The organism is Streptococcus mitis, assembly GCF_002096845.1.
GTDB classification, from domain to species: domain Bacteria; phylum Bacillota; class Bacilli; order Lactobacillales; family Streptococcaceae; genus Streptococcus; species Streptococcus mitis_A.
The window spans coordinates 24,816-48,715 of record NZ_NCVK01000018.1 but is presented as its reverse complement, the minus strand read 5'-3'; the positions used below and the strand labels follow the sequence as shown (position 1 = coordinate 48,715).

The following is a 23,900-nucleotide window of genomic DNA, read 5'->3' as shown; positions in this document are numbered from 1 at the left end:
ACGCTTGTCATTATTTAAAAAAGAACGATTTTCGATCCGAAAAATCTGTGGGATTGTTGGTTCAGTTTTACTCGGAAGTATCTTGGTTGCACCGTCAGTCATTCATGCTTCTACCTATCATTATGTTGAAAAAAGCGCTCTTACACAAGAAGAACAAACCAAGATTCAAGCAGGAATTCCTACTGATAATGAAGCAACTTATGCTCTTATTTATCAGCAGGAAGCTCTTCCTGAAACAGGTTCATCGACTTCTGTACTTACAGCTTTAGGTCTATTAGCTGTTGGTAGTTTAGTCCTTTTGGTTCATAAAAAGAAAAAAGTTAGTAGTTTGTTATTAGTTACTACTATCGGACTGATTAGTCTTTCTAGTATGCAAGCTCTCGATATAAGCAATCCTTTGAAAGCTCCAAGTAATGAAGGAGTAGTTCAAATTGCTGGATATCGTTATATTGGATACTTACCCCTTGATGATGATGCAATTTTAGAAATTCAACATAAGGATGAGGGGACAAAAAATGTTCCAGTATATGAAACTCAGGAAAGTATCCCTAATGAAGCGCCTAAAGCTGAGAAACCTAAATACACTGAGCCTGTAAGTACAGTCCCAGACGAGGCGCCTAAAGTAGAAAAACCTGACTATACGCAACCAATAGGAGCAAACCTTGTAGAGCCAGCAGTTCATGAAAAACCAGCATACACTGAACCTGTAGGTACTGTTCCAGACGAGGCTCCTAAAGCAGAGAAGCCTGAACATACAGCACCAGTTAGTGGTAATCTGGTAGAACCTGAAGTTCATAAGAAACCAGAATATACAGCACCAATTGGCGGTAATTTAGTTGAACCAGAAGTTCATGAAAAACCAGCATACACTGAACCTGTAGGTACTGTTCCAGACGAGGCTCCTAAAGCAGAGAAGCCTGATTATACGCAACCAATAGGTACAAACCTTGTAGAGCCAGAAGTTCAACCGGCATTACCAGAAGCTGTTGTGACTGACAAAGGGGAACCAGAAGTTCAACCAGCGTTGCCGGAAGCTGTTGTGACTGACAAAGGGGAACCAGAAGTTCAACCAGCGTTGCCGGAAGCTGTTGTGACTGACAAAGGGGAACCTGAAGTTCAGCCAGCGTTACCCGAAGCTGTTGTAACTGACAAAGGGGAACCAGAAGTTCAACCAGCGTTGCCGGAAGCTGTTGTGACTGACAAAGGGGAACCAGAAGTTCAACCAGCGTTGCCGGAAGCTGTTGTGACTGACAAAGGGGAACCTGAAGTTCAGCCAGCGTTACCCGAAGCTGTTGTAACTGACAAAGGCGAACCAGAAGTTCAACCAGCCTTACCCGAAGCTGTTGTGACTGACAAAGGGGAACCAGAAGTTCAGCCAGCGTTGCCGGAAGCTGTTGTGGCTGAAAAAGGGGAACCAGAAGTTCAACCAGCCTTACCCGAAGCTGTTGTGACTGACAAAGGGGAACCAGAAGTTCAACCAGCGTTGCCGGAAGCTGTTGTGACTGACAAAGGGGAACCAGAAGTTCAGCCAGCGTTACCCGAAATAGTAGTCACAGAAAAGGGAGAACCTGAAGTTCAGCCAGCGTTACCCGAAGTAGTAGTCACAGAAAAGGGAGAACCTGAAGTTCAGCCAGCGTTACCCGAAGTAGTAGTCACAGAAAAGGGAGAACCTGAAGTTCAGCCAGCGTTACCCGAAGCAGTAGTCACAGAAAAGGGAGAACCTGAAGTTCAAGCTGAGTTGCCAGAATATACGTCAAAAGTTGCTCCAACTTTGACTTTAGATAAGGTTACAGAAGATGCGATGGATCGTTCAGCTAAATTGGATTACACTCTTGAAAATACAGGTAATGCTGAAATCAAGAGCATTATAGCTGAGATTAAAGATGGGGACACTGTTGTTAAGCGAGTTGATTTATCTAAAGAAAAATTGACAGACGCTATTCAAGGTTTGGATTTATTCAAAGATTATAAAATTGCAACAACAATGACTTACAACCGTGGTGAAAGTGATGAAACATCTAAACTGGATGAAAAACTTTTGCGTTTGGAGTTGAAAAAGGTCGAAATTAAAAATATTTCATCTACTAATTTAGTGAAGGTGAATGATGATGGTACTGAAACACCTAGTGATTTCATGAGCGAAAAACCTTCTGATGAAGATGTGAAGAAAATGTACTTAAAAATCACTAGTCGTGATAATAAAGTAACACGTTTAGCAGTTGATAAGATTGAGTTGGTGACTGAAAAAGAAAAAGAACTTTATAAAATTACAGCAACTGCTCAAGATTTGATTCAACATGTTGACCCATCTAAAACTAGAAATGAATACATACATTACATTGAAAAACCTCGTCCTAAGGTTGATAATGTTTACTATAATTTTAAAGATTTAGTAGATGCTATGAATGCTGATAAAAATGGTACATTTAAAATCGGAGCAGATTTGAATGCAACGAATGTACCAACACCTAATAAAGAATATGTAACAGGGACATTTAGAGGTACATTGACCAGTGTAGAAGGAAAACAGTATTCAATTCATAACATGAAACGTCAATTATTCGGTGCTATCGAAGGTGGCTCAGTAAAAAATATTAACTTAGCAAACGTTAATATCAATATGCCTTGGATTAATGATATTTCAGCACTTGCTAAGACTGTTAAAAATGCGACAGTTGAGAATATCAAGGTTACTGGTAGCATTCTTGGAAACAATAGTATTGCTGGTATTGTTAATAAGATTGATCGTGGTGGCCTGTTAAGAAATGTAGCATTTATCGGTAAATTGCAGGCTGTTGGTGATCGTGATTGGAATTTAGCTGGTATTGCTGGTGAAATTTGGAAAGGTAACTTAGATAGAGCATATGCTGATGTAACAATCACAGGTAAACGAGCTAGAGCTGCTGGACTTGTTGCGAAATCTGATAATGGTATGGATAATTTCACTGTAGGAAAAGAGGGTTCTGTTCGTCATTCAGTTGCTAAAGGTACAATTGACATTGATAATCCAGTTGATGTTGGTGGGTTTATCAGTTCTAACTGGGTATTAGGGCAAATTGAAGATAACGTATCAATGGTGAAAGTTTCTAAAGGTGAGATCTTCTATGGTTCAAGAAATATAGATGACGAAGATGGTTACTTCTCAGGTAATAGACTTGAAAATGATTTCGTTGTTCGTGATATGAGTACAGGAGCCTCTTCATATCAACGTTCTAAACGTGTTAAAGAAATTAGTTTAGAAGAAGCTAATAAGAAAATTAAAGGGTACAATATAACAGCTAGTGGATTTGAAATTAGTGCTCTTCCTGAAGATACGCTTAACCGTACAGCACCAAAATCAGAGGAATACAAATCAACGCAAGATTACAAATCCGAACGTGATTTAGCTTATCGCAATATTGAAAAACTCCAACCATTCTACAACAAAGAGTGGATTGTTAACCAAGCTAACAAGTTGGCTGAAGAATCGAACTTGGTTAAGAAAGAAGTTCTTTCTGTTACGGGTATGAAGGATGGTCAATTCGTGACCGATTTATCGGATATCGATAAAATAATGATTCACTATGCTGATGGTACTAAGGAAGAAATGGATGTTACTAAGAATGCTGATTCTAAAGTGAAACAAGTTCGTGAATATGCCATCGCTGGACAAAACGTTGTTTATACACCAAACATGGTTGAGAAAGATCGTGTGAAACTGATTGCAGATGTGAAAGAGAAGTTATCTTCAGTCACATACGATTCGCAAGATGTTCGTAAAATTATTGGAAATCCAGCTGATTTGTATCTAGAAGAAAGCTTTACTGACGTCAAAGACAATCTTGATAAATTTGTGAAAGCTTTAGTCGAAAATGAAGATCATCAATTGAATAGTGACGAAGCTGCGATGAAAGCACTTGTGAAGAAAATTGACGATAATAAAGCGAAAATTATGATGGCTCTATCTTACTTGAACCGTTACTATAACATTAAGTATACTGACAACAGTATGAGTATCAAAGACATTATGATATTTAAACCTGACTTCTACGGTAAAACACCAAGTGTGTTAGATCGCTTGATTAACATCGGGTCTAGCGAGAAGAACTTAAAGGGTGACCGAACTCAGGATGCTTATCGTGAAATCATTGCAAGTAATACTGGTAAAGGTAGTCTTCGTAACTTCCTAGAATACAACATGCGTTTGTTCACTGAGGATAAAGACATTAACGATTGGTTTATCCATTCAGCTAAGAATGTTTATGTTTCAGAACCTAAAACTACAAATCCTGACTTTGTCAATAAACGTCATAGAGTCTTTGATGGTTTAGATAACGGTGTTCATGGACGTATGATTTTACCACTTCTAACGCTTAAGAATGCTCATATGTTCTTAATTTCAACATACAATACAATGGCTTATAGTTCATTTGAGAAATATGGTAAGTATACAGAAGAATCTCGAAACGAATTTAAGAAAGAGATTGATAATGTTGCGAAAGGTCAACAAACTTACCTTGATTTCTGGTCACGTTTAGCATTATCTAATGTTCGTGATAGACTTCTTAAGAGTCAAAATATGGTACCGACACCAGTTTGGGATAACCAGACCTACAATGGTTCTCCTGTAGGTCGTCGAGGATTTGACGGTAAAGGTAACCCTGTAGCCCCAATTCGTGAATTATATGGTCCAACGTGGCGACACCATGATAGAGACTGGCGTATGGGTGCTATGGCATCAATTTTTGATGATCCGAATAATGATGACAAGGTCTTGTTTATGGTGACGGATATGATTAGTCCGTTTGGTATTTCAGCCTTTACTCACGAAACAACACACGTAAACGATAGAATGCTTTACTTCGGTGGTCATAGACATCGTCAAGGTACAGACGTTGAAGCCTATGCTCAAGGTATGTTACAAACACCAGATAAATCGACAACCAATGGTGAATATGGCGCTTTGGGTCTTAACATGGCTTATCATCGTGAAAATGATGGTGATCAGTGGTATAATTATGATCCAGATAAATTGAAAACTCGTGAAGATATCGACCGTTATATGAGAAATTATAATGATGCTCTTATGATGTTAGACCATCTTGAGGCTGATGCTGTATTACCACGATTAAAAGGTGACAATGGCAAGTGGTTCAAGAAAATTGACAGAGTCGATAGACATGTTGATGGTTTAAATAAATTAACTGCTCCACACCAATGGGATAAAGTTCGTGACCTAAATGATGGAGAGAAAACTAAATCATTAGCAAGTATCGATGATTTGGTTGATAATAACTTTATGACCAAACATAATAATCCAGGTAATGGTATATTCCGACCAGAGGACTTTACGCCTAATTCAGCATATGTTAATGTTCAAATGATGGCTGGTATTTATGGTGGTAATACAAGCAAAGGTGCTCCTGGTTCATTATCATTTAAACACAATGCTTTTCGTATGTGGGGTTACTTTGGATATGCAAATGGATTCATTGGATATGTCTCTAGCAAATATCAAGATGAAGCTAATAGACAAAATAATAGCTTATTAGGAGATGATTTTATCATCAAGAAAGTATCTGGAGACAAGTTCAAGACACTTGAAGAGTGGAAGAGACATTGGTACGAGGAGGTTCTTGCTAAAGCTAAGAAAGGCTTTGAAGGTATCGATATTGATGGCGTCCATATCAGTAACTATGATGAGTTAAGGCCTTTATTTGATAAAGCAGTCGAAGAAGATTTGAAAAAAACAGATGACTTCTCTCATACTGTAGCTCTTAAATCTAAGGTATTCAAAGCTCTTCTTAAAAATACAGACGGTTTCTTTAACCAACTGTTTAAAAAAGACATTTAAATGTTTAGAATATAAAGGGAACAGTTTTTTGCTCCCTCTGAAAAGTCATCATTTGATGGCTTTCAAAAAGCACCTCAAAAAAGGTATTGCCAAGTTACAATACCTTTTTTTGAGGCTCTTTTATCTTGTCCTTGTTTCAATTGACGATGCAACATTATGTACTGTTTTGCTTCATTTTATTATAAAAGGACTTAGTCCTGTGCAGTACAGAACTAAATCCTTTCAATAATTATTTGTGCAACTTTTTGGGGTTAGTAAAGAGAAGCTTGTTTTTGTTCATTCTCTTTCTGTATTAAGTCTCTTAGTCTTTATTTTCGTATGGCAAGATCAAGTTCAAGATGATTCCTGTCATGGCTGATAGGGCAGTACCTGAAAGGGTAACTGGACCAAGTTTAAGGATAGCTCCCCCAAGTCCAAGGACCAACATAGCACTTGCGATGATTAGGTTACGCATTTGAGCGAAATCAACACGTTCTTTAATCAAGACTTTCAAACCGTTGCTGGCGATAACTCCATAGAGAAGGATTGACATACCACCAAGTACAGCATTTGGAATAGTTGAAATCAAGGCTGTGAATTTACCAAGGAAGCTAAGGGCAATTGCGATAAAGGCAGCGTTACGGATAACTGAGACAGAAGCGATACGAGTCATACCGATAACCCCTGTATTTTCTCCATAAGTTGTGTTGGCTGGTCCACCAAGGAAGGCAGAAACTGAAGTTGCGATACCGTCACCAAGAAGAGTACGGTGAAGACCTGGTTCTTTCAAGAATTGACGGCCACAGATTTGACCCAAAACAGTATGGTCTCCGATATGTTCAGAAATTGTTACGATAGCGATTGGCAAAATGGCGATGGTTTCTGGACCAAAGTAAAGATTGTATTCTTTAAAGGCACCACCAGTGCTAAATGGCAAGTAGAAACCAGGAATTTCAAACCAGTTAGCTTTAAGAACTGGTGTAAAGTCAACCAAGCCAAGAGTTAGTGCGAAGAGGTAACCACCGATAATGGCAAAGAGGAAAGGAATGATTCGTAGGAAGCCCTTTCCTTTAGTATTGATAAAGGCAGCAATCAAGAAAGTAACAACGGCTACAAGAGCATTTTTCCAGTTTCCATCAGCTACAAGACCAGCGTTGGTAACAGCTGAACCTGCAAGTCCAAGACCGATAACGATGATCATAGGTCCGATGATGATTGGTGGCAAGAGTTTATCAATCCATTTTGTACCTGCAAAACGAACACCAGCAGCCACCAGGACATAGACCAAACCAGTTAAGATAACCCCTGTTTGAGCAGCAGACACATCACCACCCATTTCTTTCATAGCAAGCGACATTGCTGTGATAAAGGCAAATGAAGAACCTAGATAAACTGGAACTTTAAATCCAGTTGAAATCATGTAGATGAGTGTCCCGACACCTGAAGCAAAAAGGGCAACAGATACAGGCATTCCCAAAATCAAGGGTACCAAGATGGTTGCACCGAACATGGCGAAAACGTGTTGGAAACTAAGGAGAATTCCTTTTCCAGCTGAAGGACGTTGGTCAACGTCTAGTAACAAATCAACAGTTGATTCTTGTTTCATATAAACCTCACTTTTGGGCATCAAAAAAGAGCCCATTATTTTACAGCAATAGGCCCTCAGAGTAAGACTTCTCTAAAATCTAGACTTTAAAGAGTTTTAAATATTTCTGCGTCTTCGTCACCTCACGGGATGACATTAAAAACCTTTGCTTGTGATAGTATAGCAAAAATTACAAACTTTGTAAATATTTTTTTACTAAAAAGATTAAAGCGGGCGTTTATTGGGCATGCCAGCCTTACGTGGATATTTATTTGGTGTTTCCTTTTTCTTTTCCACCACTGTGATGTAACGCGGATCTCCATTTGGTAGAGCGTAGCTGAGATTGTCTTCGACCTTACTAAAAAGGAGGTTGAGGGCATTTTTGGCTTCTAATAATTCCTCAGGCGCATTGCTGGCCTTGAGTGCCAATAGTTTGCCACCAACTTTAAGGTAAGGAATTGTCAATTCAGACAAGACCTGCATACGGGCTACAGCACGAGCCGTTACAAAATCATATTGAGCACGGAAGTTCTTGTCTTGGGCAAAATCTTCGGCACGTCCATGGTAGAAGTGAACACCGCTCAAATCTAGCTCTTGAGCCAAGAGTTGGAGGAAGTTGATGCGCTTATTGAGTGAATCAATGATGGTCACATCTAACTGAGGATAGAGGATTTTCATTGGTAGACTAGGAAATCCTGCCCCAGCACCGATGTCAAGAAGTTTGATAGTTTCATTAGGAATCAAACCTTGAAGAATGGGTGCAATCGAATCGTAAAAATGTTTGAGATAAACTTCATCCTTGTCCGTAATGGCTGTTAGATTAATTTTTTCATTCCACTCGACCAAGAGTTCAAAATAGCGTTCAAATTGTTTTTTTTGCTGGTCCGAAAGTGGAAGGTTCTGCTCGGCAAGCAAGTTGTAAAATGTTTCTGGTTTCATAGTTATTTCCTTCTTTAGTATCATCTTATTTTACCACAATCATTAAAAATTTGATATACTGGTACTAATCTAAAAGTAGAAAGGACTTATATTATGACTTGGATTATTTTTGGAGTTATCGCTCTTATTGTTATTTTTGTGATTGTTAGCTATAACGGTTTGGTTAAGAATCGTATGCAAACAAAGGAGGCTTGGAGCCAGATTGATGTTCAGTTGAAACGTCGAAATGATCTCTTGCCAAACTTGATTGAAACTGTAAAAGGTTATGCCAAATATGAAGGTTCTACCCTTGAAAAGGTGGCAGAACTGCGTAACCAAGTGGCAGCAGCGACTTCACCAGCAGAAGCTATGAAAGCTAGTGATGCCCTTACTCGTCAGGTTTCAGGTATTTTTGCAGTTGCAGAAAGTTATCCAGATTTGAAAGCTAGTGCCAACTTTGTTAAATTGCAAGAGGAGTTGACAAACACAGAAAATAAAATTTCTTACTCTCGTCAACTCTATAACAGTGTTGTCAGCAACTACAATGTAAAATTAGAAACTTTCCCAAGCAATATTATCGCTGGAATGTTTGGATTTAAAGCAGCAGATTTCCTTCAAACACCAGAAGAGGAAAAGGCAGTTCCTAAAGTTGATTTTAGCGGTTTAGGTGACTAAGATGTTGTTTGATCAAATTGCAAGCAATAAACGAAAAACCTGGATTTTGTTGCTGGTATTTTTCCTACTCTTAGCTCTCGTCGGCTATGCGGTTGGTTACCTCTTTATGCGATCCGGGCTTGGTGGTTTGGTTATCGCACTGATTATCGGATTTATCTATGCCTTGTCCATGATTTTTCAATCGACAGAGATTGTCATGTCCATGAATGGAGCGCGTGAGGTAGATGAACAAACGGCACCAGACCTCTACCATGTAGTGGAAGATATGGCTATGGTCGCTCAGATTCCTATGCCCCGTGTTTTCATCATTGATGATCCAGCCTTAAATGCCTTTGCGACAGGTTCTAACCCCCAAAATGCGGCGGTTGCTGCGACGTCAGGTCTCCTAACTATCATGAATCGTGAAGAACTAGAAGCTGTTATGGGACATGAAGTCAGTCATATTCGTAACTACGATATCCGCATTTCGACTATTGCTGTTGCCCTTGCTAGTGCTATCACCATGCTTTCTAGTATGGCAGGTCGTATGATGTGGTGGGGTGGAGCAGGTCGCAGACGAAGTGACGATGACCGAGATGGAAATGGCTTAGAGATCATTATGCTAGTGGTTTCCCTCCTAGCTATTGTGCTGGCACCTCTCGCTGCAACCTTAGTGCAACTAGCTATTTCTCGTCAGAGGGAATTTCTAGCTGATGCTTCCAGTGTCGAGTTGACTCGTAATCCTCAAGGGATGATCAATGCTCTACGTAAGTTGGATAATAGTAAACCTATGAGTCGTCCTGTAGATGATGCCAGCAGTGCACTTTATATCAATGATCCCAAGAAAGGGGGAGGGTTCCAAAAACTATTTCATACCCACCCACCTATCTCAGAACGGATTGAGCGTTTGAAACATATGTAAAATTTGCCTATACAATACTAAAAAATGAGCATTCTCGTAGTTGGAGATGCTCATTTTCTTATATAATGAACTCAGAAATCAATTGGTTAGGATACAATTTATATTCTTCGAAAATCTCTTCAAACAGCATCAGCTTCGCCTTGCTGTACTTAAGTCCAGCCTGCGGCTAGCTTCCTAGTTTGCTCTTTGATTTTCATTGAGTATTAGAATTTCTTTAGGAAACTTCGTTCAGAACACATGATATATCGAAGAAGGATCTAGACTCTATGCCAAATGGAAGATGGCAACTGATATTGTTTTTAGAAAATTAGAGAATATTTTTGGTGAGCTCAGAGTGTGTGTTAGAGACAACTAGACCAGCATAGTAGAGCTTGAATTCATTTTCACGAGCATGGATTTTACAAATCAGCTATTCAAAAACCACACAGTTGTTTTCAGCTTGATTGTGAGCAAAACTGAAATCACTATGCGGTTTTATTGAGAAGCTAGTTTTTGTTCAGCCTTTTTTATAGTCTATTTCGGAAAACTTCGTACATGAGGATGGCTGCAGCAACACTGGCATTGAGACTTTGAACATGGCCATTCATAGGAATGGTAATCATTTCATCGACTTGTTTTTTGATGTTGCTAGAGATGCCTTTTCCTTCATTTCCAATGATGAGAGCAATTTTCCCTTTTGTATTCCACTTGTGGCAAGGAGTACCGTTCATATCTGTTCCAAAGGTCCAGAAGCCTTCATCCTTGAGTTTGTCTAGAGTTTGACTGAGGTTGGTTACTCGGGCAATCGGAACGTGTTCAATAGCACCTGTGGCCGTTTTGGCAACGACAGGAGTAACACCGACAGCACGGTGTTTGGGAATGATGACACCTGAAACGTTGGTCGCATCGGCTGTTCGCAAGATAGAACCCAGATTATGGGGGTCGGTTAAGCCATCCAGAATTAATAGCAAAGGATTTTCTTCTTGGCGTGTTTTGACAAGGATTTGGTCCAGCTCACTATAGGCAAATTCGGACACTCGTAGAACAAAACCTTGGTGGACAGCACCTTCAGTCATCTCAGAGAGGGATTTTTTTGAAGTCCAAGAAATGGACACCTTCTTTTCTGTAGCCAGTTCCTTGACTTTCTCAACATTCTTACCTCGGAGATCTTCTTGGAGGTAGAGTTTGTTGCCAGTGTTTGCGAGGAGAGCTTCGGTAACGGCGTGGACGCCATAGACAATATCATTTGTTTTCATGCCTCTATTATAACACAAAACCCCGTCTTGCAACGGGATTTTCTTTATTCTAGAATTAGTAAACCATCTTTAACTGCAAATGGGTCTTTTTCATTGATACGATCGTAAAACATGATGCCGTTGATGTGGTCAATTTCATGCTGAACAACGATGGAGTTGTAGCCTTTGAGCTTGATACGGTGTTTTTCTCCATCTTTGTCAAAGTAGTCAACAGTAACACGAGCATGGCGAACAACATAGCCAGGCACGTTACGGTCAACAGACAGGCAACCTTCTCCTTCACCAAGAGCAGCGTCTTGAACAGAGTGAGAGACGATTTTTGGATTGTACATAATAGCTTGTAAGTCGTAGGCTTCCTCTGGAGTTTCGCCTTCTTCGACAATATTTGGCACCAAAACAGCGATAATGCGTTTTGAGATATCTAATTGAGGAGCAGCAAGTCCTACCCCACCGCGTAGCCCCATTTTTTCAGCCATGACAGGATCTTGGGAATGTTTGAGGAATTGCATCATCTTTTCGCCAAGGATGATTTCTTGGTCAGACAAGGGAAAAGTGACTTCCTCAGCAACTGCGCGTAGAGTAGGATTCCCCTCGCGGATAATATCGTTCATATCAATTAAGTGAGCAGCTTTTGTAATACGTTCTATAGCAGACATTTTCTCTCCTTTCATTACTTCTACATGATATCACAAAATGACAAGGATTGAAAGCATTACGGCATCGAGTTTTTATAGAAAATGCCTAGTAGGTTCGATTCAATTGTGAAAGAAATACTTATCTGTGTTATAATAAAAAGAAAAGGCTTGCATAAGAAAGTAGGGAGAATGAAGATGCAAAGAAGACAAGATAGAAATCAGGGTGGTTTAGCTTTTCGTTTTATGAAGGGCTTGGTAAACTTTTTTAGGAGTTATCGCAAGTGGAGCAATAAAGGATTTGTGGCGGTACTCTTGCTAGCAGTTACTTTATCAATGGGTTTGGTCTTGTTGTTTGAAAGTTTCCAAGGCATGCCTCTGACCAGTCAAAAACGAGATACTATTTCTAAAGAGGAGACTAAGCAAAAGTCTCAGGAGCAGGAAGAGGAAAAAACTGCCAGAATTATGGCCCACGGTGATTTGCTCTACCACGATGGACTTTTCTTTTCAGCTAAAAAAGAAGACGGTACCTATGACTTTCATGAGAATTTTGAGTATGTGACACCTTGGCTTAAGCAAGCAGATTTAGCTATTGGTGACTTTGAAGGAACCATTAATAAGGATCATTATTTAGCTGGTTATCCTCTCTTTAATGCTCCTGCTGAAGTTATGGATGCCATTAAGGATGCAGGTTATCATGTGCTGGATTTAGCTCATAATCATATTTTGGATTCGCAAATTGAGGGAGTTATTTCAACGGCCGATATTATTGAGAAAGCTGGAATCACTCCAATCGGAGTTTATACGCATGAACCACGTGATCAGGCTCCTCTGGTCATTAAGGAAGTGAATGGTATCAAGGTTGCTCTTTTGGCCTATTCCTATGGATTTAATGGAATTGAGCAGTATATTTCTCAGGAAGACTATAATCGTTATCTTTCAGATTTAAACGAAGATAAGATGAAGGCTGAAATTGAACGGGCAGAGAAGGAAGCAGATATCACCATTATCATGCCTCAGATGGGTGTTGAGTATCGATTGGAACCAACTGAAGAACAAAAAGCTCTTTATCACAAGATGATTGATTGGGGGGCGGATATCATCTTTGGAGGGCATCCTCACGTTGTGGAACCATCTGAAACGGTTGAAAAAGATGGAGACAAGAAACTCATTATCTATTCAATGGGGAACTTCATTTCCAATCAACGGCTTGAATCTATGGGAGATGAAGAAAATGCTAAGTGGACTGAACGTGGCGTTCTCATGGACGTGACCATTAAGAAGAAGGATGGAAAAACAACTATCGGAACAGCTAAAGCTCATCCTACTTGGGTCAATCGAACACCAAAGGGAACCTTTTCACCAGAAGGCTATCCTTTATATCATTATCAAACCTATATCTTGGAAGATTTCATAGAGGGTGGCAGTCATCGTGATCAAATAGATGAAGCGACTAAGGAACGAATTGATACAGCCTACAAAGAAATGAACGAACATGTGGGATTGAAGTGGGATTAGTTTGAATCCAGAGGGAAGTAAATGACGATTAAGGTAATTGCGACAGATATGGATGGAACCTTGCTGGATGCTAGAGGCCAGCTGGATCTCCCACGTTTGGAAAAGATTTTAGATCAGTTGGATCAAAGGGGCATTCGTTTTGTCATCGCGACTGGGAATGAAATTCACCGCATGAGGCAACTACTGGGGCATTTGGTGGATAGAGTGGTTCTGGTTGTTGCCAATGGTGCTCGTATGTTTGAAAACAATGAACTGATTCAGGCTCAGACTTGGGATGATGCTATTGTTGATAAGGCTTTGGCTCATTTCAAGGGTCGAGAGTGTCAGGACCAGTTTGTTGTAACGGGTATGAAGGGTGGTTTCGTCAAGGAAGGTACGATTTTCACAGACCTTGAAAGTTTTATGACTCCAGAAATGATTGAAAAATTCTACCAACGGATGCAGTTTGTGGATGAGTTAACATCTGACCTTTTTGGAGGTGTGCTCAAGATGAGTATGGTAGTTGGTGAAGAGCGTTTGAGTTCGGTCTTGGAAGAAATCAATGACCTCTTTGATGGCCGTGTTCGGGCTGTATCGAGTGGCTATGGTTGCATTGATATCCTCCAAGCTGGGATTCATAAAGCATGGGGCTTGGAAGAATTACTCAAGCGTTGGGACTTGAACCCCCAACAAATCATGGCTTTTGGCGATAGTGAAAATGATGTTGAAATGCTTGAAATGGCTGGAATTGCCTATGCGATGGAAAATGCTGATGAGAAAGCCAAAGCTGTGGCGACTGCTCTAGCGCCAGCTAACAGCCAAGGAGGAGTTTATCAAGTCTTGGAAAACTGGTTAGAAAAAGGAGAATGAAGTGGCAGTACAGTTATTAGAAAATTGGTTACTAAAGGAACAAGGCAAAATCCAAACCAAATACCGTCACTTAAATCAAGTTTCTGTTGTTGAACCAGACATTCTTTTTATTGGGGATTCCATTGTTGAGTATTACCCTTTGCAGGAACTATTTGGGACTTCAAAGACCATTGTCAATCGAGGCATTCGAGGTTATCAGACAGGGCTGTTACTAGAGAACCTAGATGCGCATCTTTACGGTGGAGCAGTAGATAAAATTGTCCTTTTGATTGGGACAAATGATATCGGAAAAGATGTGCCTTTGAATGATGCTCTCAATAATCTCGAAGCTACCATTCAATACATTGTTCGCGATTACCCACTGACAGAGATTAAATTGCTTTCTATTTTGCCAGTCAATGAGGGAGAGGAGTACAAGCAGACAGTCTATATCCGCTCGAATGAAAAAATTCAGAACTGGAATCACGCCTATCAAGAGCTTGCTTCTGCCTACATGCAGGTAGAATTTGTGCCAGTTTTTGATAGTTTGACAGACCAGGCAGGCCAACTCAAAAAAGAATTTACAACTGATGGGCTGCACCTCAGTGTTGCTGGTTATCAGGTTTTGACTAAAGCTTTGAAAGACTATCTTTTTTAGTTAATTGATTTTCTTTTTGCATTTTTGAGTTAGATAAGGTATAATGATCTTATTGTCTTTTGGGGTCGTTACGGATTCGACAGGCATTATGAAGCATATTTTGCGACTCGTGTGGCGACGTAAACGCTCAGTTAAATATAACTGCAAAAAATAACACTTCTTACGCTCTAGCTGCCTAAAAACCAGCAGGCGTGACCCGATTTGGATTGCTCGTGTTCAATGACAGGTCTTATTATTAGCGAGATACGATTGAGTCTTGTCTAGTGGCTTGATAAGAGATTGATAGACTCGCAGTTTCTAGGCTTGAGTTATGTGTCGAGGGACTGTTAAAATAATACATAACCTATGGTTGTAGACAAATATGTTGGCAGGTGTTTGGACGTGGGTTCGACTCCCACCGGCTCCATTATTCCTTTGCATTCTTTTGCATTCCTTGGTAAAACGTTGTTAAATCAACGTTTTTTATTTTTGTCTTTGGTATTCCTTGGTATTCTTTTGCGAAAAAAGGATACAACAAAGGAGTCACAAATAGATCCTAAAACAGACCCTATTTTTAAAAAAGCGATAAAAAAAGATACAACATTTTTGTCGTATCCTAAAAATCTATGTACTTCATAAAGCGTTCTTTGGCTCCATTATGCGTTTTTGTGATTTTAAAACTTGCTAGCTGATTTTTTACAATCCTGCAAAATCTTTGATTTCTTGTGCTGACATTGAAGAGTCGCAACGGACATTGATTTGTCCATCCGTAATGTGAACGAAGCCTGGTACAGTTGGGATTCCGTAGCGTGAGCGGAATTCTTGCAACTCATTGAGTTGGCTTGGTTCTTCACTATTGATGAAGTAGATGTGAGCTTTAGTTTCAGATACTACACCTGCCAATGTACCAGCAAATTTACGGCAGTAAGGGCAAGTTTTACGACCGATAAAGAAGGTTGCAGTTTCTTTTTTATCAAGAGCTTCTTGCGCACGCGCAACTGTAGTGACTTCAAGGTCTTTGATATTATCTAAAAATTGTTCCATGAGATTACCTCGCTTTCATTGATAAGTCTAGTATGCCATAAAGTTTCTAAAATTGCTTAGATTTGATACGAAAAAAAGATGAGATTATTTGGTCTCATCTTTTATAGGATTTTATTTTACAAAAGCATTGATTTCTGCTTCGATATTAGCAATCTTAGCTTGTGATTCTTCGTTGGTTTCACCGACAACTGCAATGTAGAACTTGATTTTTGGTTCTGTACCTGAAGGGCGAACAGCAATCCATGAACCGTCAGCAAGTGTGTATTTCAACACATCACTTGGAGGAGTTGTTAAGTTTGTAACAGTACCGTCAGCAGCAGTAGCAGTTTGTGCCTTGAAGTCTTCTACGACAGTGATAGCTGTTGCGTTCCATTCTTTCGGAGCATTGTTACGGAATTTAGCCATAATCGCTTTGATTTGTTCAGCACCATCGACACCTGAAAGGGTAACAGAGATAGTCTTTTCTGCGTAGTAGCCATATTCTTTATAGATTTCTTCGATACCGTCAGCAAGGGTCAAATCACGTGAACGGTAGTAGGCAGCAAGTTCAGCAACGACTAGAACAGCTTGGATAGCGTCTTTATCACGTACGAATGGTTTAATCAAGTAACCGAAGCTTTCTTCAAATCCCATCATGTAAGTGTGATTGTGTTTTTCTTCGAATTCTTGGATTTTTTCAGCGATAAATTTGAAACCTGTCAAAACGTTGAACATAGTTGCGCCGTAGCTTTCAGCAATCTTCGTTACCAAGTCAGTTGATACGATAGATTTGCAAAGGGCTGCATTTTCAGGAAGAGTTCCAGCGTTTTTGTGGGCTTCCAAGATGTATTTTGACATGATAGCACCGATTTGGTTACCTGAAAGGTTGAGGTAGTTACCATCTTTTTGAAGAACTTCAACACCAACACGGTCAGCATCAGGGTCAGTTGCAACAAGAACATCTGCACCAACTTGACGACCAAGTTCTTCAGCAAGGGCAAAGGCTGCTTGGCTTTCTGGGTTTGGAGATTTTACAGTTGAGAAGTCAGGGTCAGCAGTTGCTTGCGCTTCAACGACTTGAACTGAGTCAAATCCTGCTTGGGCAAGAGCACGACGAGCCAACATTTCACCAGTACCATGAAGTGGTGTGTAGACAATCTTCATGTCTTTACCGAATTCTTCAATCAAGGCTGGGTTGATGTTTACGTCCTTAACCTCTTTAAGGTATTCTACGTCAACGGCTTCTCCGATAACTTCAATCAAGCCAGAAGCTTTTTCAGCTTCCACATCAGCAACTTCTACCGCAAATGGGTTTTCGATTGCACGGATATAAGTAGTCAAAGCGTCTGCGTCGTGTGGAGGCATTTGTCCACCGTCTTCACCGTAAACCTTGTATCCGTTAAATGGAGCAGGGTTGTGGCTGGCTGTGACCATGATACCTGCGAAACAGTTGAGGTGACGAACTGCAAATGAGAGTTCTGGAGTTGGACGAAGGCTTTCAAATACATAAGATTTGATGCCGTGTTTAGCAAGAACTGCCGCAGATTCAAAGGCAAACTCAGGTGAGAAGTGACGGCTATCGTAGGCGATTGCTACACCACGTTCTTTTTGATTTCCACCTTTTGACTCAATCAAACGAGCCAAACCTTCAGTAGCTTGGCGAACAACGTAGATGTTGATGCGGTTTGTACCAGCACCAATCAAGCCACGCATACCTGCAGTACCAAATTCAAGATTTGTATAGAAGGCATCTTCCTTTGTTTTTTCGTCCATATTTTCCAAATCTTGACGAAGGTAGTCAGGAAGCTCCGCAAAATCAACCCATTTTTGGTAATTTTCTTGGTAAGACATTAAAATTCTCCTTTTTGTAAATTGTTTTGACCGTTCACATTATAGCACTTTTTAGCATTTTAGTAAAACGGTAGCATAATTTTCAGAAAAGTGGTGTCATATGCTGGTTTATCAAGTCTTGAATGCCTTAGGGAAACATGCTATACTACTTGTATGATTATTTTACAAGCTAATAAAATTGAACGTTCTTTTGCAGGAGAGGTTCTTTTTGATAATATCAACCTGCAAGTTGATGAACGTGATCGGATAGCCCTTGTTGGGAAAAATGGTGCAGGAAAGTCTACTCTTTTGAAGATTTTGGTTGGAGAAGAGGAGCCAACTAGCGGAGAAATCAATAAGAAAAAAGATATTTCTCTGTCTTACCTAGCTCAAGATAGCCGTTTTGAGTCTGAAAATACCATTTATGATGAAATGCTTCATGTCTTTGATGATTTGCGTCGGACGGAGAAACAACTTCGTCAGATGGAGTTGGAGATGGGTGAAAAGTCTGGTGAAGATTTGGATAAACTGATGTCAGATTACGATCGCTTATCTGAGAATTTTCGTCAAGCAGGTGGCTTTACCTATGAAGCTGATATTCGAGCGATTTTGAATGGATTCAAGTTTGACGAATCTATGTGGCAGATGAAAATTGCCGAGCTTTCTGGTGGTCAAAATACCCGTCTGGCTCTTGCTAAAATGCTTCTTGAAAAGCCAAATCTCTTGGTCTTGGACGAGCCAACCAACCACTTGGATATTGAAACGATTGCCTGGCTAGAGAATTACTTGGTAAACTATAGCGGTGCCCTCATTATTGTCAGCCACGACCGTTATTTCTTGAATAAGGTTGCGACGATTACGCTGGATTTGACCAAGCATTCCTTGGATCGCTATGTGGGCAATTACTCTCGTTTTGTCGAGTTGAAAGAGCAAAAACTAGCTACTGAGGCAAAAAATTATGAAAAGCAACAGAAGGAAATTGCAGCTCTGGAAGACTTTGTCAACCGCAATCTAGTCCGAGCTTCAACGACTAAACGTGCCCAATCTCGCCGTAAACAACTGGAAAAAATGGAGCGTTTGGACAAGCCTGAAACTGGTAAGAAATCAGCAAACATGACCTTCCAGTCTGAGAAAACGTCGGGCAATATTGTCTTGACTGTTGAAAATGCAGCTGTTGGCTATGATGGGGAAGTCCTGTCACAACCGATTAACCTAGACCTTCGTAAGATGAATGCTGTTGCTATTGTTGGACCAAACGGTATTGGAAAATCAACCTTTATCAAGTCTATTGTGGACCAGATTCCGTTTATCAAGGGTGAAAAGCGATTTGGCGCTAATGTTGAGGTTGGCTACTATGATCAGACTCAAAGCAAGCTGACACCAAGTAATACGGTACTTGATGAACTTTGGAATGATTTTAAACTGACACCAGAAGTTGAAATCCGTAACCGTCTAGGTGCCTTCCTTTTCTCAGGAGATGATGTTAAAAAATCAGTCGGCATGCTGTCTGGTGGCGAAAAAGCTCGTTTGCTTTTGGCTAAATTGTCTATGGAGAACAACAACTTCTTGATTCTGGATGAGCCAACCAACCACTTGGATATTGATAGCAAGGAAGTGTTGGAAAATGCCTTGATTGACTTCGATGGAACTCTTCTATTCGTCAGCCATGACCGTTACTTTATCAATCGTGTGGCCACTCATGTTTTGGAATTGTCCGAGAATGGTTCGACTCTCTACTTGGGAGATTACGACTACTATGTCGAGAAGAAAGCAGAAGTAGAAATGAGCCAGACTGAGGAAGCTTCAACTAACAATCAAGCAAAGGAAGCAAGTCCAGTCAATGACTATCAAGCTCAGAAAGAAAGTCAAAAAGAAGTTCGCAAACTCATGCGGCAAATCGAAAATCTAGAAGCTGAAATTGAAGAGCTAGAAAGTCAAAGTCAAGCCATTTCTGAACAAATGTTGGAAACAAACGATGCCGACAAACTGATGGAACTACAGGCTGATCTGGACAAAATCAGCCACCGTCAGGAAGAAGCTATGCTTGAGTGGGAAGAATTATCAGAGCAGGTGTAAAGATGGAACATCTTGGAAAAGTATTTCGTGAATTTCGAACAAGTGGAAATTATTCTTTAAAGGAGGCGGCAGGGGAGTCCTGTTCAACTTCTCAGTTATCTCGCTTTGAGCTTGGGGAGTCTGACCTAGCAGTCTCACGTTTCTTTGAGCTTTTGGATAACATTCATGTCACAATCGAAAATTTCATGGATAAGGCAAGGAATTTTCATAATCATGAACATGTTGCCATGATGGGACAAATTGTGCCTCTTTACTATTCAAATGATATTGCAGGTTTTCAAAAGATTCAAAGGGAACAACTTGAAAAGGCTAAGAGTTCGACGAATCCCCTTTATTTTGAGCTGAACTGGATTTTGCTACAAGGTCTGATTTGTCAAAGAGATTCGAGTTATGATATGAAGCAAGATGATTTGGATAAGGTAGCAGATTATCTCTTCAAAACAGAAGAATGGACCATGTATGAGTTGATTCTTTTCGGTAACCTCTATAGTTTCTACGATGTGGATTATGTCACTCGGATTGGTAGAGAAGTTATGGAGAGGGAGGAATTTTACCTAGAGATTGGTCGCCATAAGAGATTAGTGTTGATTTTGGCCCTCAATTGTTATCAACATTGTTTAGAGCATCTTTCTTTTGACAATGCAAGCTATTTTGAGACTTATACAGAGAAGATTATTGGTAAAAACATTAGTCTTTATGAACGGAATATTTTACATTACCTCAAAGGTTTTGCCTTATATCAAAAAGGAAAGTGTAAAGAAGGTTGTAGCCAAATGCAAGAAGCCATGCATATTTTTGACGTGCTAGGTCTTCCAGAGCAAGTAGCCTATTATCAGGAACACTATGAAAAATTTGTCAAAGACTAATTTTCCCAAATAAGGGAAAAAATAAAAAGCTCCTTTCAGTTTTGATACAATAGTTTCAAAATTTGAGAGGAGTTTTTATATGAACCGCTATGCAGTACAGTTGATTAGCCGTGGAGCTGTTAACAAGATAGGGAATATGCTCTATGATTATGGAAATAGTGTCTGGTTGGCTTCCATGGGAACTATCGGACAGACAGTTTTAGGAATGTATCAGATTTCTGAACTCGTCACATCTATTCTCGTAAATCCTTTTGGTGGAGTTATATCAGACCGTTTTTCTCGTCGTAAGATTTTAATGACTACAGACCTTGTTTGTGGGATTCTTTGTCTGGCTATTTCTTTCATAAGGAATGACAGTTGGATGATTGGGGCTTTGATTGGGGCTAATATTGTGCAGGCGATTGCCTTTTCCTTTTCTAGACCAGCAAATAAGGCCATTATCACAGAATTAGTAGAGAAGGATGAACTGGTCCTCTACAATTCTCGTTTGGAGTTGGTCTTGCAGGTTGTCAGTGTGAGTTCTCCTGTACTTTCTTTTCTGGTTTTACAATTTGCAAGTCTTCGTATTACCTTGGTATTAGATGCCCTTAGTTTTTTCCTCGCTTTTGGCTTAGTAGCCTTGCTTCCAAAGAAAGAAGAGAAGACTACGGGTGAGAAGAAACTTACATTCAAAGTTATTTGTGCTGATATCAAGGAGGGAGTTCACTATATTGTGAAGCAAAAGGAAATCTTCTTTTTACTAGTCATGGCTTCAAGTGTCAATTTTTTCTTTGCAGCTTTTAATTACCTCCTTCCCTTTTCAAATCAGCTCTATGGAGTTCAAGGTGCCTATGCCACTATTTTAACTATGGGCGCTATCGGTTCTATTGTTGGGGCGCTGCTAGCTAGTAAGATTAAAGCCAGTATGGAAATGCTTCTGTTTTTGTTGGCTCTGACTGGACTTGGGGTGATGATAATGGGATTTACCCTCCCATCCTATCTTACTTTTTCAGGCAATTTCGTTTGTGAATTATTTATGACGATTTTCAATATTCACTTTTTTACTCAAGTACAAACCAAGGTTGAAGGTGAATATCTGGGAAGAGTTCTCAGTTCGATTTATACCTTAGCTATACTTTTTATGCCAATTGCAACAGGTTTGATGACCTTTCTTCCAAGTGTCCATCTTTATTCTTTCTTGATTATTGGACTTGGAGTCGTAGCCTTATCTTGCTTAGCTCTCGGATATGTTCGAACTCATTTTGAAAAAGAGACATAAGTTTGCTTGGACTTCAAAAATAATTCCAATCTAAGTGTTTTTTCTGCCCTTCTCGTTTGTGAGGAGGGCTTAGTTTATGGTAAAATGGTTTTATGAATAAAAGAATGAATGAGTTGGTCGCCTTGCTCAATCGCTATGCGACTGAGTACTATACCAGCGATAATCCGTCGGTTTCAGACAGTGAGTATGACCGTCTTTACCGTGAGTTGGTCGAGTTGGAGTCTGCCTATCCAGATCAAGTGTTAGCAGACAGTCCGACCCATCGTGTTGGTGGCAAAGTCTTAGATGGTTTTGAAAAATACAGTCATCAGTATCCTCTTTATAGTTTGCAGGATGCTTTTTCACGTGAGGAGCTTGAAGCTTTTGATGCGCGTGTTCGTAAGGAAGTGGCTCATCCAACCTATATTTGTGAGCTGAAAATCGATGGTTTGTCAATCTCGCTTACTTATGAAAAGGGGATTTTAGTTGCTGGGGCAACACGTGGAGATGGTTCTATTGGTGAAAATATAACAGAAAATCTCAAACGTGTTAAGGACATTCCTTTGACCTTGCCAGAAGAACTTGATATTACAGTTCGTGGGGAATGTTACATGCCACGCGCTTCTTTTGACCAGGTTAACCAAGCTCGCCAAGAAAATGGAGAGCCTGAATTTGCCAATCCTCGTAATGCAGCGGCAGGCACCCTGCGACAGTTGGATACAGCAGTAGTTGCCAAGCGCAATCTTGCAACGTTTCTCTATCAAGAAGCCAGCCCTTCAACTCGTGACAGCCAAGAAAAGGTTTTGAAGCACCTAGAACAACTTGGTTTTGTAGTCAATCCTAAGCGGATTTTGGCTGAAAATATAGATGAAATCTGGCATTTTATCCAAGAAGTAGGAGAGGAACGAGACAGTCTTCCCTATGATATCGATGGGGTGGTGATCAAGGTAAACGACCTATCAGGTCAAGAAGAACTTGGCTTTACCGTTAAGGCTCCAAAGTGGGCAGTAGCTTACAAGTTCCCTGCTGAGGAAAAAGAAGCTCAACTCTTGTCAGTTGATTGGACAGTTGGCCGTACCGGTGTTGTAACCCCAACTGCAAATCTAACACCAGTACAACTAGCTGGTACAACTGTTAGCCGTGCGACCCTGCACAATGTGGATTATATTGCTGAAAAAGATATTCGCAAAGACGACACGGTCATCGTCTATAAGGCCGGGGACATCATCCCTGCTGTTTTACGAGTGGTAGAGTCCAAACGGGTTTCTGAAGAAAAACTAGATATCCCTACAAACTGTCCAAGCTGTGACTCTGGCTTGTTGCACTTTGAAGATGAAGTGGCCCTTCGTTGTATCAATCCGCGTTGTCCTGCTCAAATCATGGAAGGCTTGATTCACTTTGCTTCTCGTGATGCTATGAATATTACAGGCCTTGGTCCATCTATTGTTGAGAAGCTCTTTGCTGCTAATTTAGTCAAGGATGTGGCGGATATTTATCGTTTGAAAGAGGAAGATTTTCTTCTTTTAGAGGGGGTCAAGGAAAAGTCTGCTTCTAAACTCTATCAGGCCATCCAAGCATCTAAGGAAAATTCTGCCGAGAAACTCTTGTTTGGTTTGGGAATTCGTCATGTCGGAAGCAAGGCCAGTCAGCTATTACTCCAACATTTTTATTCAATCGAAAATCTGGCTCAGGCAGATCCAGAGGAAGTGGCTAGTATTGAAAGTCTGGGTGGCGTGATCGCCAAGAGTCTTCAGACATATTTTGCGACAGAAGGCTCTGAAATTCTCCTCAGAGAATTGAGAGAAGCTGGAGTCAATCTGGCCTACAAAGGTCAGACTGTAGTAGCAGATGCAGCCTTGTCAGGTTTGACCGTGGTATTGACTGGAAAATTGGAACGTCTCAAGCGCTCAGAAGCTAAAAGTAAACTCGAAAGTCTAGGTGCCAAGGTAACAGGCAGTGTGTCTAAAAAGACCGACCTCGTCGTGGCAGGAGCAGATGCTGGAAGTAAACTTCAAAAGGCACAAGAACTTGGTATTGAGGTTAGAGACGAGGCATGGCTAGAAAGTTTGTAATGATCGTTTAAAAACAGAGTTTAGATAATATGACTATGTTTGTTAATTGAGACGA

At 40.3% G+C, this 23,900-nt stretch carries 16 protein-coding genes and 1 other RNA gene; 11 read left to right on the top strand and 6 right to left on the bottom strand.

All coding sequences use genetic code 11. The annotated features are described in order from the left end of the window. The first annotated feature begins 4 nt into the window (after positions 1-4). On the top strand, positions 5-5,833 hold the full coding sequence (locus tag B7695_RS05300) for an SIALI-17 repeat-containing surface protein (RefSeq protein WP_084890194.1): 5,829 nt from the start codon (positions 5-7) through the stop codon (positions 5,831-5,833). 301 nt (positions 5,834-6,134) lie between these two features. Here B7695_RS05300 and B7695_RS05295 read toward each other — a convergent pair whose 3' ends face one another. Continuing rightward, a complete protein-coding gene (locus B7695_RS05295; protein ID WP_060628761.1) occupies positions 6,135-7,418 on the bottom strand; it encodes a uracil-xanthine permease family protein in 1,284 nt (427 codons plus the stop codon). Between the two features lie 204 nt (positions 7,419-7,622). Beyond that, positions 7,623-8,336 (bottom strand): 16S rRNA (guanine(527)-N(7))-methyltransferase RsmG, encoded by a 714-nt coding sequence (gene rsmG, locus B7695_RS05290; RefSeq protein WP_084890192.1) that lies wholly within the window; start codon positions 8,334-8,336, stop codon positions 7,623-7,625. Between the two features lie 93 nt (positions 8,337-8,429). On the opposite strand from rsmG, the gene B7695_RS05285 reads away from it, so the two are divergent. Together B7695_RS05285 and htpX are read left to right on the top strand one after the other, a co-directional pair. Then, positions 8,430-8,990, top strand: coding sequence for a LemA family protein (locus B7695_RS05285; RefSeq protein ID WP_084890190.1), 561 nt, complete (start codon positions 8,430-8,432; stop codon positions 8,988-8,990). Position 8,991: 1 nt separating this feature from the next. Next, the gene (gene htpX / locus B7695_RS05280; RefSeq protein WP_084890187.1) at positions 8,992-9,891 is read left to right on the top strand and encodes a zinc metalloprotease HtpX; all 900 of its coding nucleotides are present in this window, start codon (positions 8,992-8,994) and stop codon (positions 9,889-9,891) included. Between the two features lie 506 nt (positions 9,892-10,397). Here the strand turns inward: htpX and rlmB are convergent. Next, positions 10,398-11,126 carry a 23S rRNA (guanosine(2251)-2'-O)-methyltransferase RlmB gene (rlmB, locus tag B7695_RS05275; RefSeq protein ID WP_084890185.1) on the bottom strand — a complete coding sequence of 243 codons (729 nt, stop codon included), beginning with the start codon at positions 11,124-11,126 and terminating at the stop codon, positions 10,398-10,400. 44 nt (positions 11,127-11,170) lie between these two features. Beyond that, positions 11,171-11,782: a peptide deformylase gene (gene def / locus B7695_RS05270; protein WP_004260025.1), complete on the bottom strand. Its 612-nt coding sequence runs from the start codon at positions 11,780-11,782 to the stop codon at positions 11,171-11,173. 174 nt (positions 11,783-11,956) lie between these two features. On the opposite strand from def, the gene B7695_RS05265 reads away from it, so the two are divergent. The 4 genes from B7695_RS05265 (at position 11,957) to ssrA (ending at position 15,171) form a co-directional block, all read left to right on the top strand. After that, entirely contained in the window at positions 11,957-13,276 is a 1,320-nt protein-coding gene (locus B7695_RS05265) for a CapA family protein (RefSeq protein ID WP_084890388.1), read from the top strand. Positions 13,277-13,297: 21 nt separating this feature from the next. Further along, positions 13,298-14,125: an HAD family hydrolase gene (locus tag B7695_RS05260; protein WP_084890183.1), complete on the top strand. Its 828-nt coding sequence runs from the start codon at positions 13,298-13,300 to the stop codon at positions 14,123-14,125. 1 nt (position 14,126) lies between these two features. Next, on the top strand, positions 14,127-14,762 hold the full coding sequence (locus tag B7695_RS05255; RefSeq protein ID WP_084890182.1) for an SGNH/GDSL hydrolase family protein: 636 nt from the start codon (positions 14,127-14,129) through the stop codon (positions 14,760-14,762). Between the two features lie 61 nt (positions 14,763-14,823). Next, positions 14,824-15,171, top strand: a transfer-messenger RNA (tmRNA) gene (gene ssrA, locus B7695_RS05250). A gap of 266 nt (positions 15,172-15,437) precedes the next feature. On the opposite strand, the gene B7695_RS05245 is transcribed toward ssrA, so the two are convergent. Then, positions 15,438-15,785, bottom strand: a complete 348-nt coding sequence (locus tag B7695_RS05245; RefSeq protein WP_084890178.1) for a thioredoxin — start codon at positions 15,783-15,785, stop codon at positions 15,438-15,440. 111 nt (positions 15,786-15,896) lie between these two features. Then, the gene (locus B7695_RS05240; protein WP_084890175.1) at positions 15,897-17,615 is read right to left on the bottom strand and encodes a phospho-sugar mutase; all 1,719 of its coding nucleotides are present in this window, start codon (positions 17,613-17,615) and stop codon (positions 15,897-15,899) included. A gap of 153 nt (positions 17,616-17,768) precedes the next feature. Between B7695_RS05240 and B7695_RS05235 the strand changes: the two genes are divergently transcribed. The 4 genes from B7695_RS05235 to ligA all read left to right on the top strand — a co-directional run bounded on the left by B7695_RS05235 (position 17,769) and on the right by ligA (position 23,845). Next, positions 17,769-19,670, top strand: a complete 1,902-nt coding sequence (locus tag B7695_RS05235) for an ABC-F family ATP-binding cassette domain-containing protein (protein ID WP_084890174.1) — start codon at positions 17,769-17,771, stop codon at positions 19,668-19,670. A 2-nt stretch (positions 19,671-19,672) separates the two neighbouring features. Then, the gene (locus B7695_RS05230; RefSeq protein ID WP_084890173.1) at positions 19,673-20,536 is read left to right on the top strand and encodes an Rgg family transcriptional regulator; all 864 of its coding nucleotides are present in this window, start codon (positions 19,673-19,675) and stop codon (positions 20,534-20,536) included. Positions 20,537-20,615: 79 nt separating this feature from the next. Then, positions 20,616-21,794 carry an MFS transporter gene (locus B7695_RS05225; RefSeq protein ID WP_084890172.1) on the top strand — a complete coding sequence of 393 codons (1,179 nt, stop codon included), beginning with the start codon at positions 20,616-20,618 and terminating at the stop codon, positions 21,792-21,794. 92 nt (positions 21,795-21,886) lie between these two features. Beyond that, complete coding sequence (gene ligA, locus B7695_RS05220; protein WP_084890171.1) at positions 21,887-23,845, top strand: NAD-dependent DNA ligase LigA; 1,959 nt, start codon at positions 21,887-21,889, stop codon at positions 23,843-23,845. The last annotated feature ends 55 nt before the right edge of the window (positions 23,846-23,900 follow it).

What these genes read in the sequence shown, in the direction of transcription:
- B7695_RS05295 (WP_060628761.1), bottom strand. Translation starts at nt 7,418, where the DNA reads ATGAAACAAGAATCAACTGTTGATTTGTTACTAGACGTTGACCAACGT.
- rsmG (WP_084890192.1), bottom strand. Translation starts at nt 8,336, where the DNA reads ATGAAACCAGAAACATTTTACAACTTGCTTGCCGAGCAGAACCTTCCA.
- B7695_RS05285 (WP_084890190.1), top strand. Translation starts at nt 8,430, where the DNA reads ATGACTTGGATTATTTTTGGAGTTATCGCTCTTATTGTTATTTTTGTG.
- htpX (WP_084890187.1), top strand. Translation starts at nt 8,992, where the DNA reads ATGTTGTTTGATCAAATTGCAAGCAATAAACGAAAAACCTGGATTTTG.
- rlmB (WP_084890185.1), bottom strand. Translation starts at nt 11,126, where the DNA reads ATGAAAACAAATGATATTGTCTATGGCGTCCACGCCGTTACCGAAGCT.
- def (WP_004260025.1), bottom strand. Translation starts at nt 11,782, where the DNA reads ATGTCTGCTATAGAACGTATTACAAAAGCTGCTCACTTAATTGATATG.
- B7695_RS05265 (WP_084890388.1), top strand. Translation starts at nt 11,957, where the DNA reads ATGCAAAGAAGACAAGATAGAAATCAGGGTGGTTTAGCTTTTCGTTTT.
- B7695_RS05260 (WP_084890183.1), top strand. Translation starts at nt 13,298, where the DNA reads ATGACGATTAAGGTAATTGCGACAGATATGGATGGAACCTTGCTGGAT.
- B7695_RS05245 (WP_084890178.1), bottom strand. Translation starts at nt 15,785, where the DNA reads ATGGAACAATTTTTAGATAATATCAAAGACCTTGAAGTCACTACAGTT.
- B7695_RS05240 (WP_084890175.1), bottom strand. Translation starts at nt 17,615, where the DNA reads ATGTCTTACCAAGAAAATTACCAAAAATGGGTTGATTTTGCGGAGCTT.
- B7695_RS05235 (WP_084890174.1), top strand. Translation starts at nt 17,769, where the DNA reads ATGATTATTTTACAAGCTAATAAAATTGAACGTTCTTTTGCAGGAGAG.
- B7695_RS05230 (WP_084890173.1), top strand. Translation starts at nt 19,673, where the DNA reads ATGGAACATCTTGGAAAAGTATTTCGTGAATTTCGAACAAGTGGAAAT.
- B7695_RS05225 (WP_084890172.1), top strand. Translation starts at nt 20,616, where the DNA reads ATGAACCGCTATGCAGTACAGTTGATTAGCCGTGGAGCTGTTAACAAG.
- ligA (WP_084890171.1), top strand. Translation starts at nt 21,887, where the DNA reads ATGAATAAAAGAATGAATGAGTTGGTCGCCTTGCTCAATCGCTATGCG.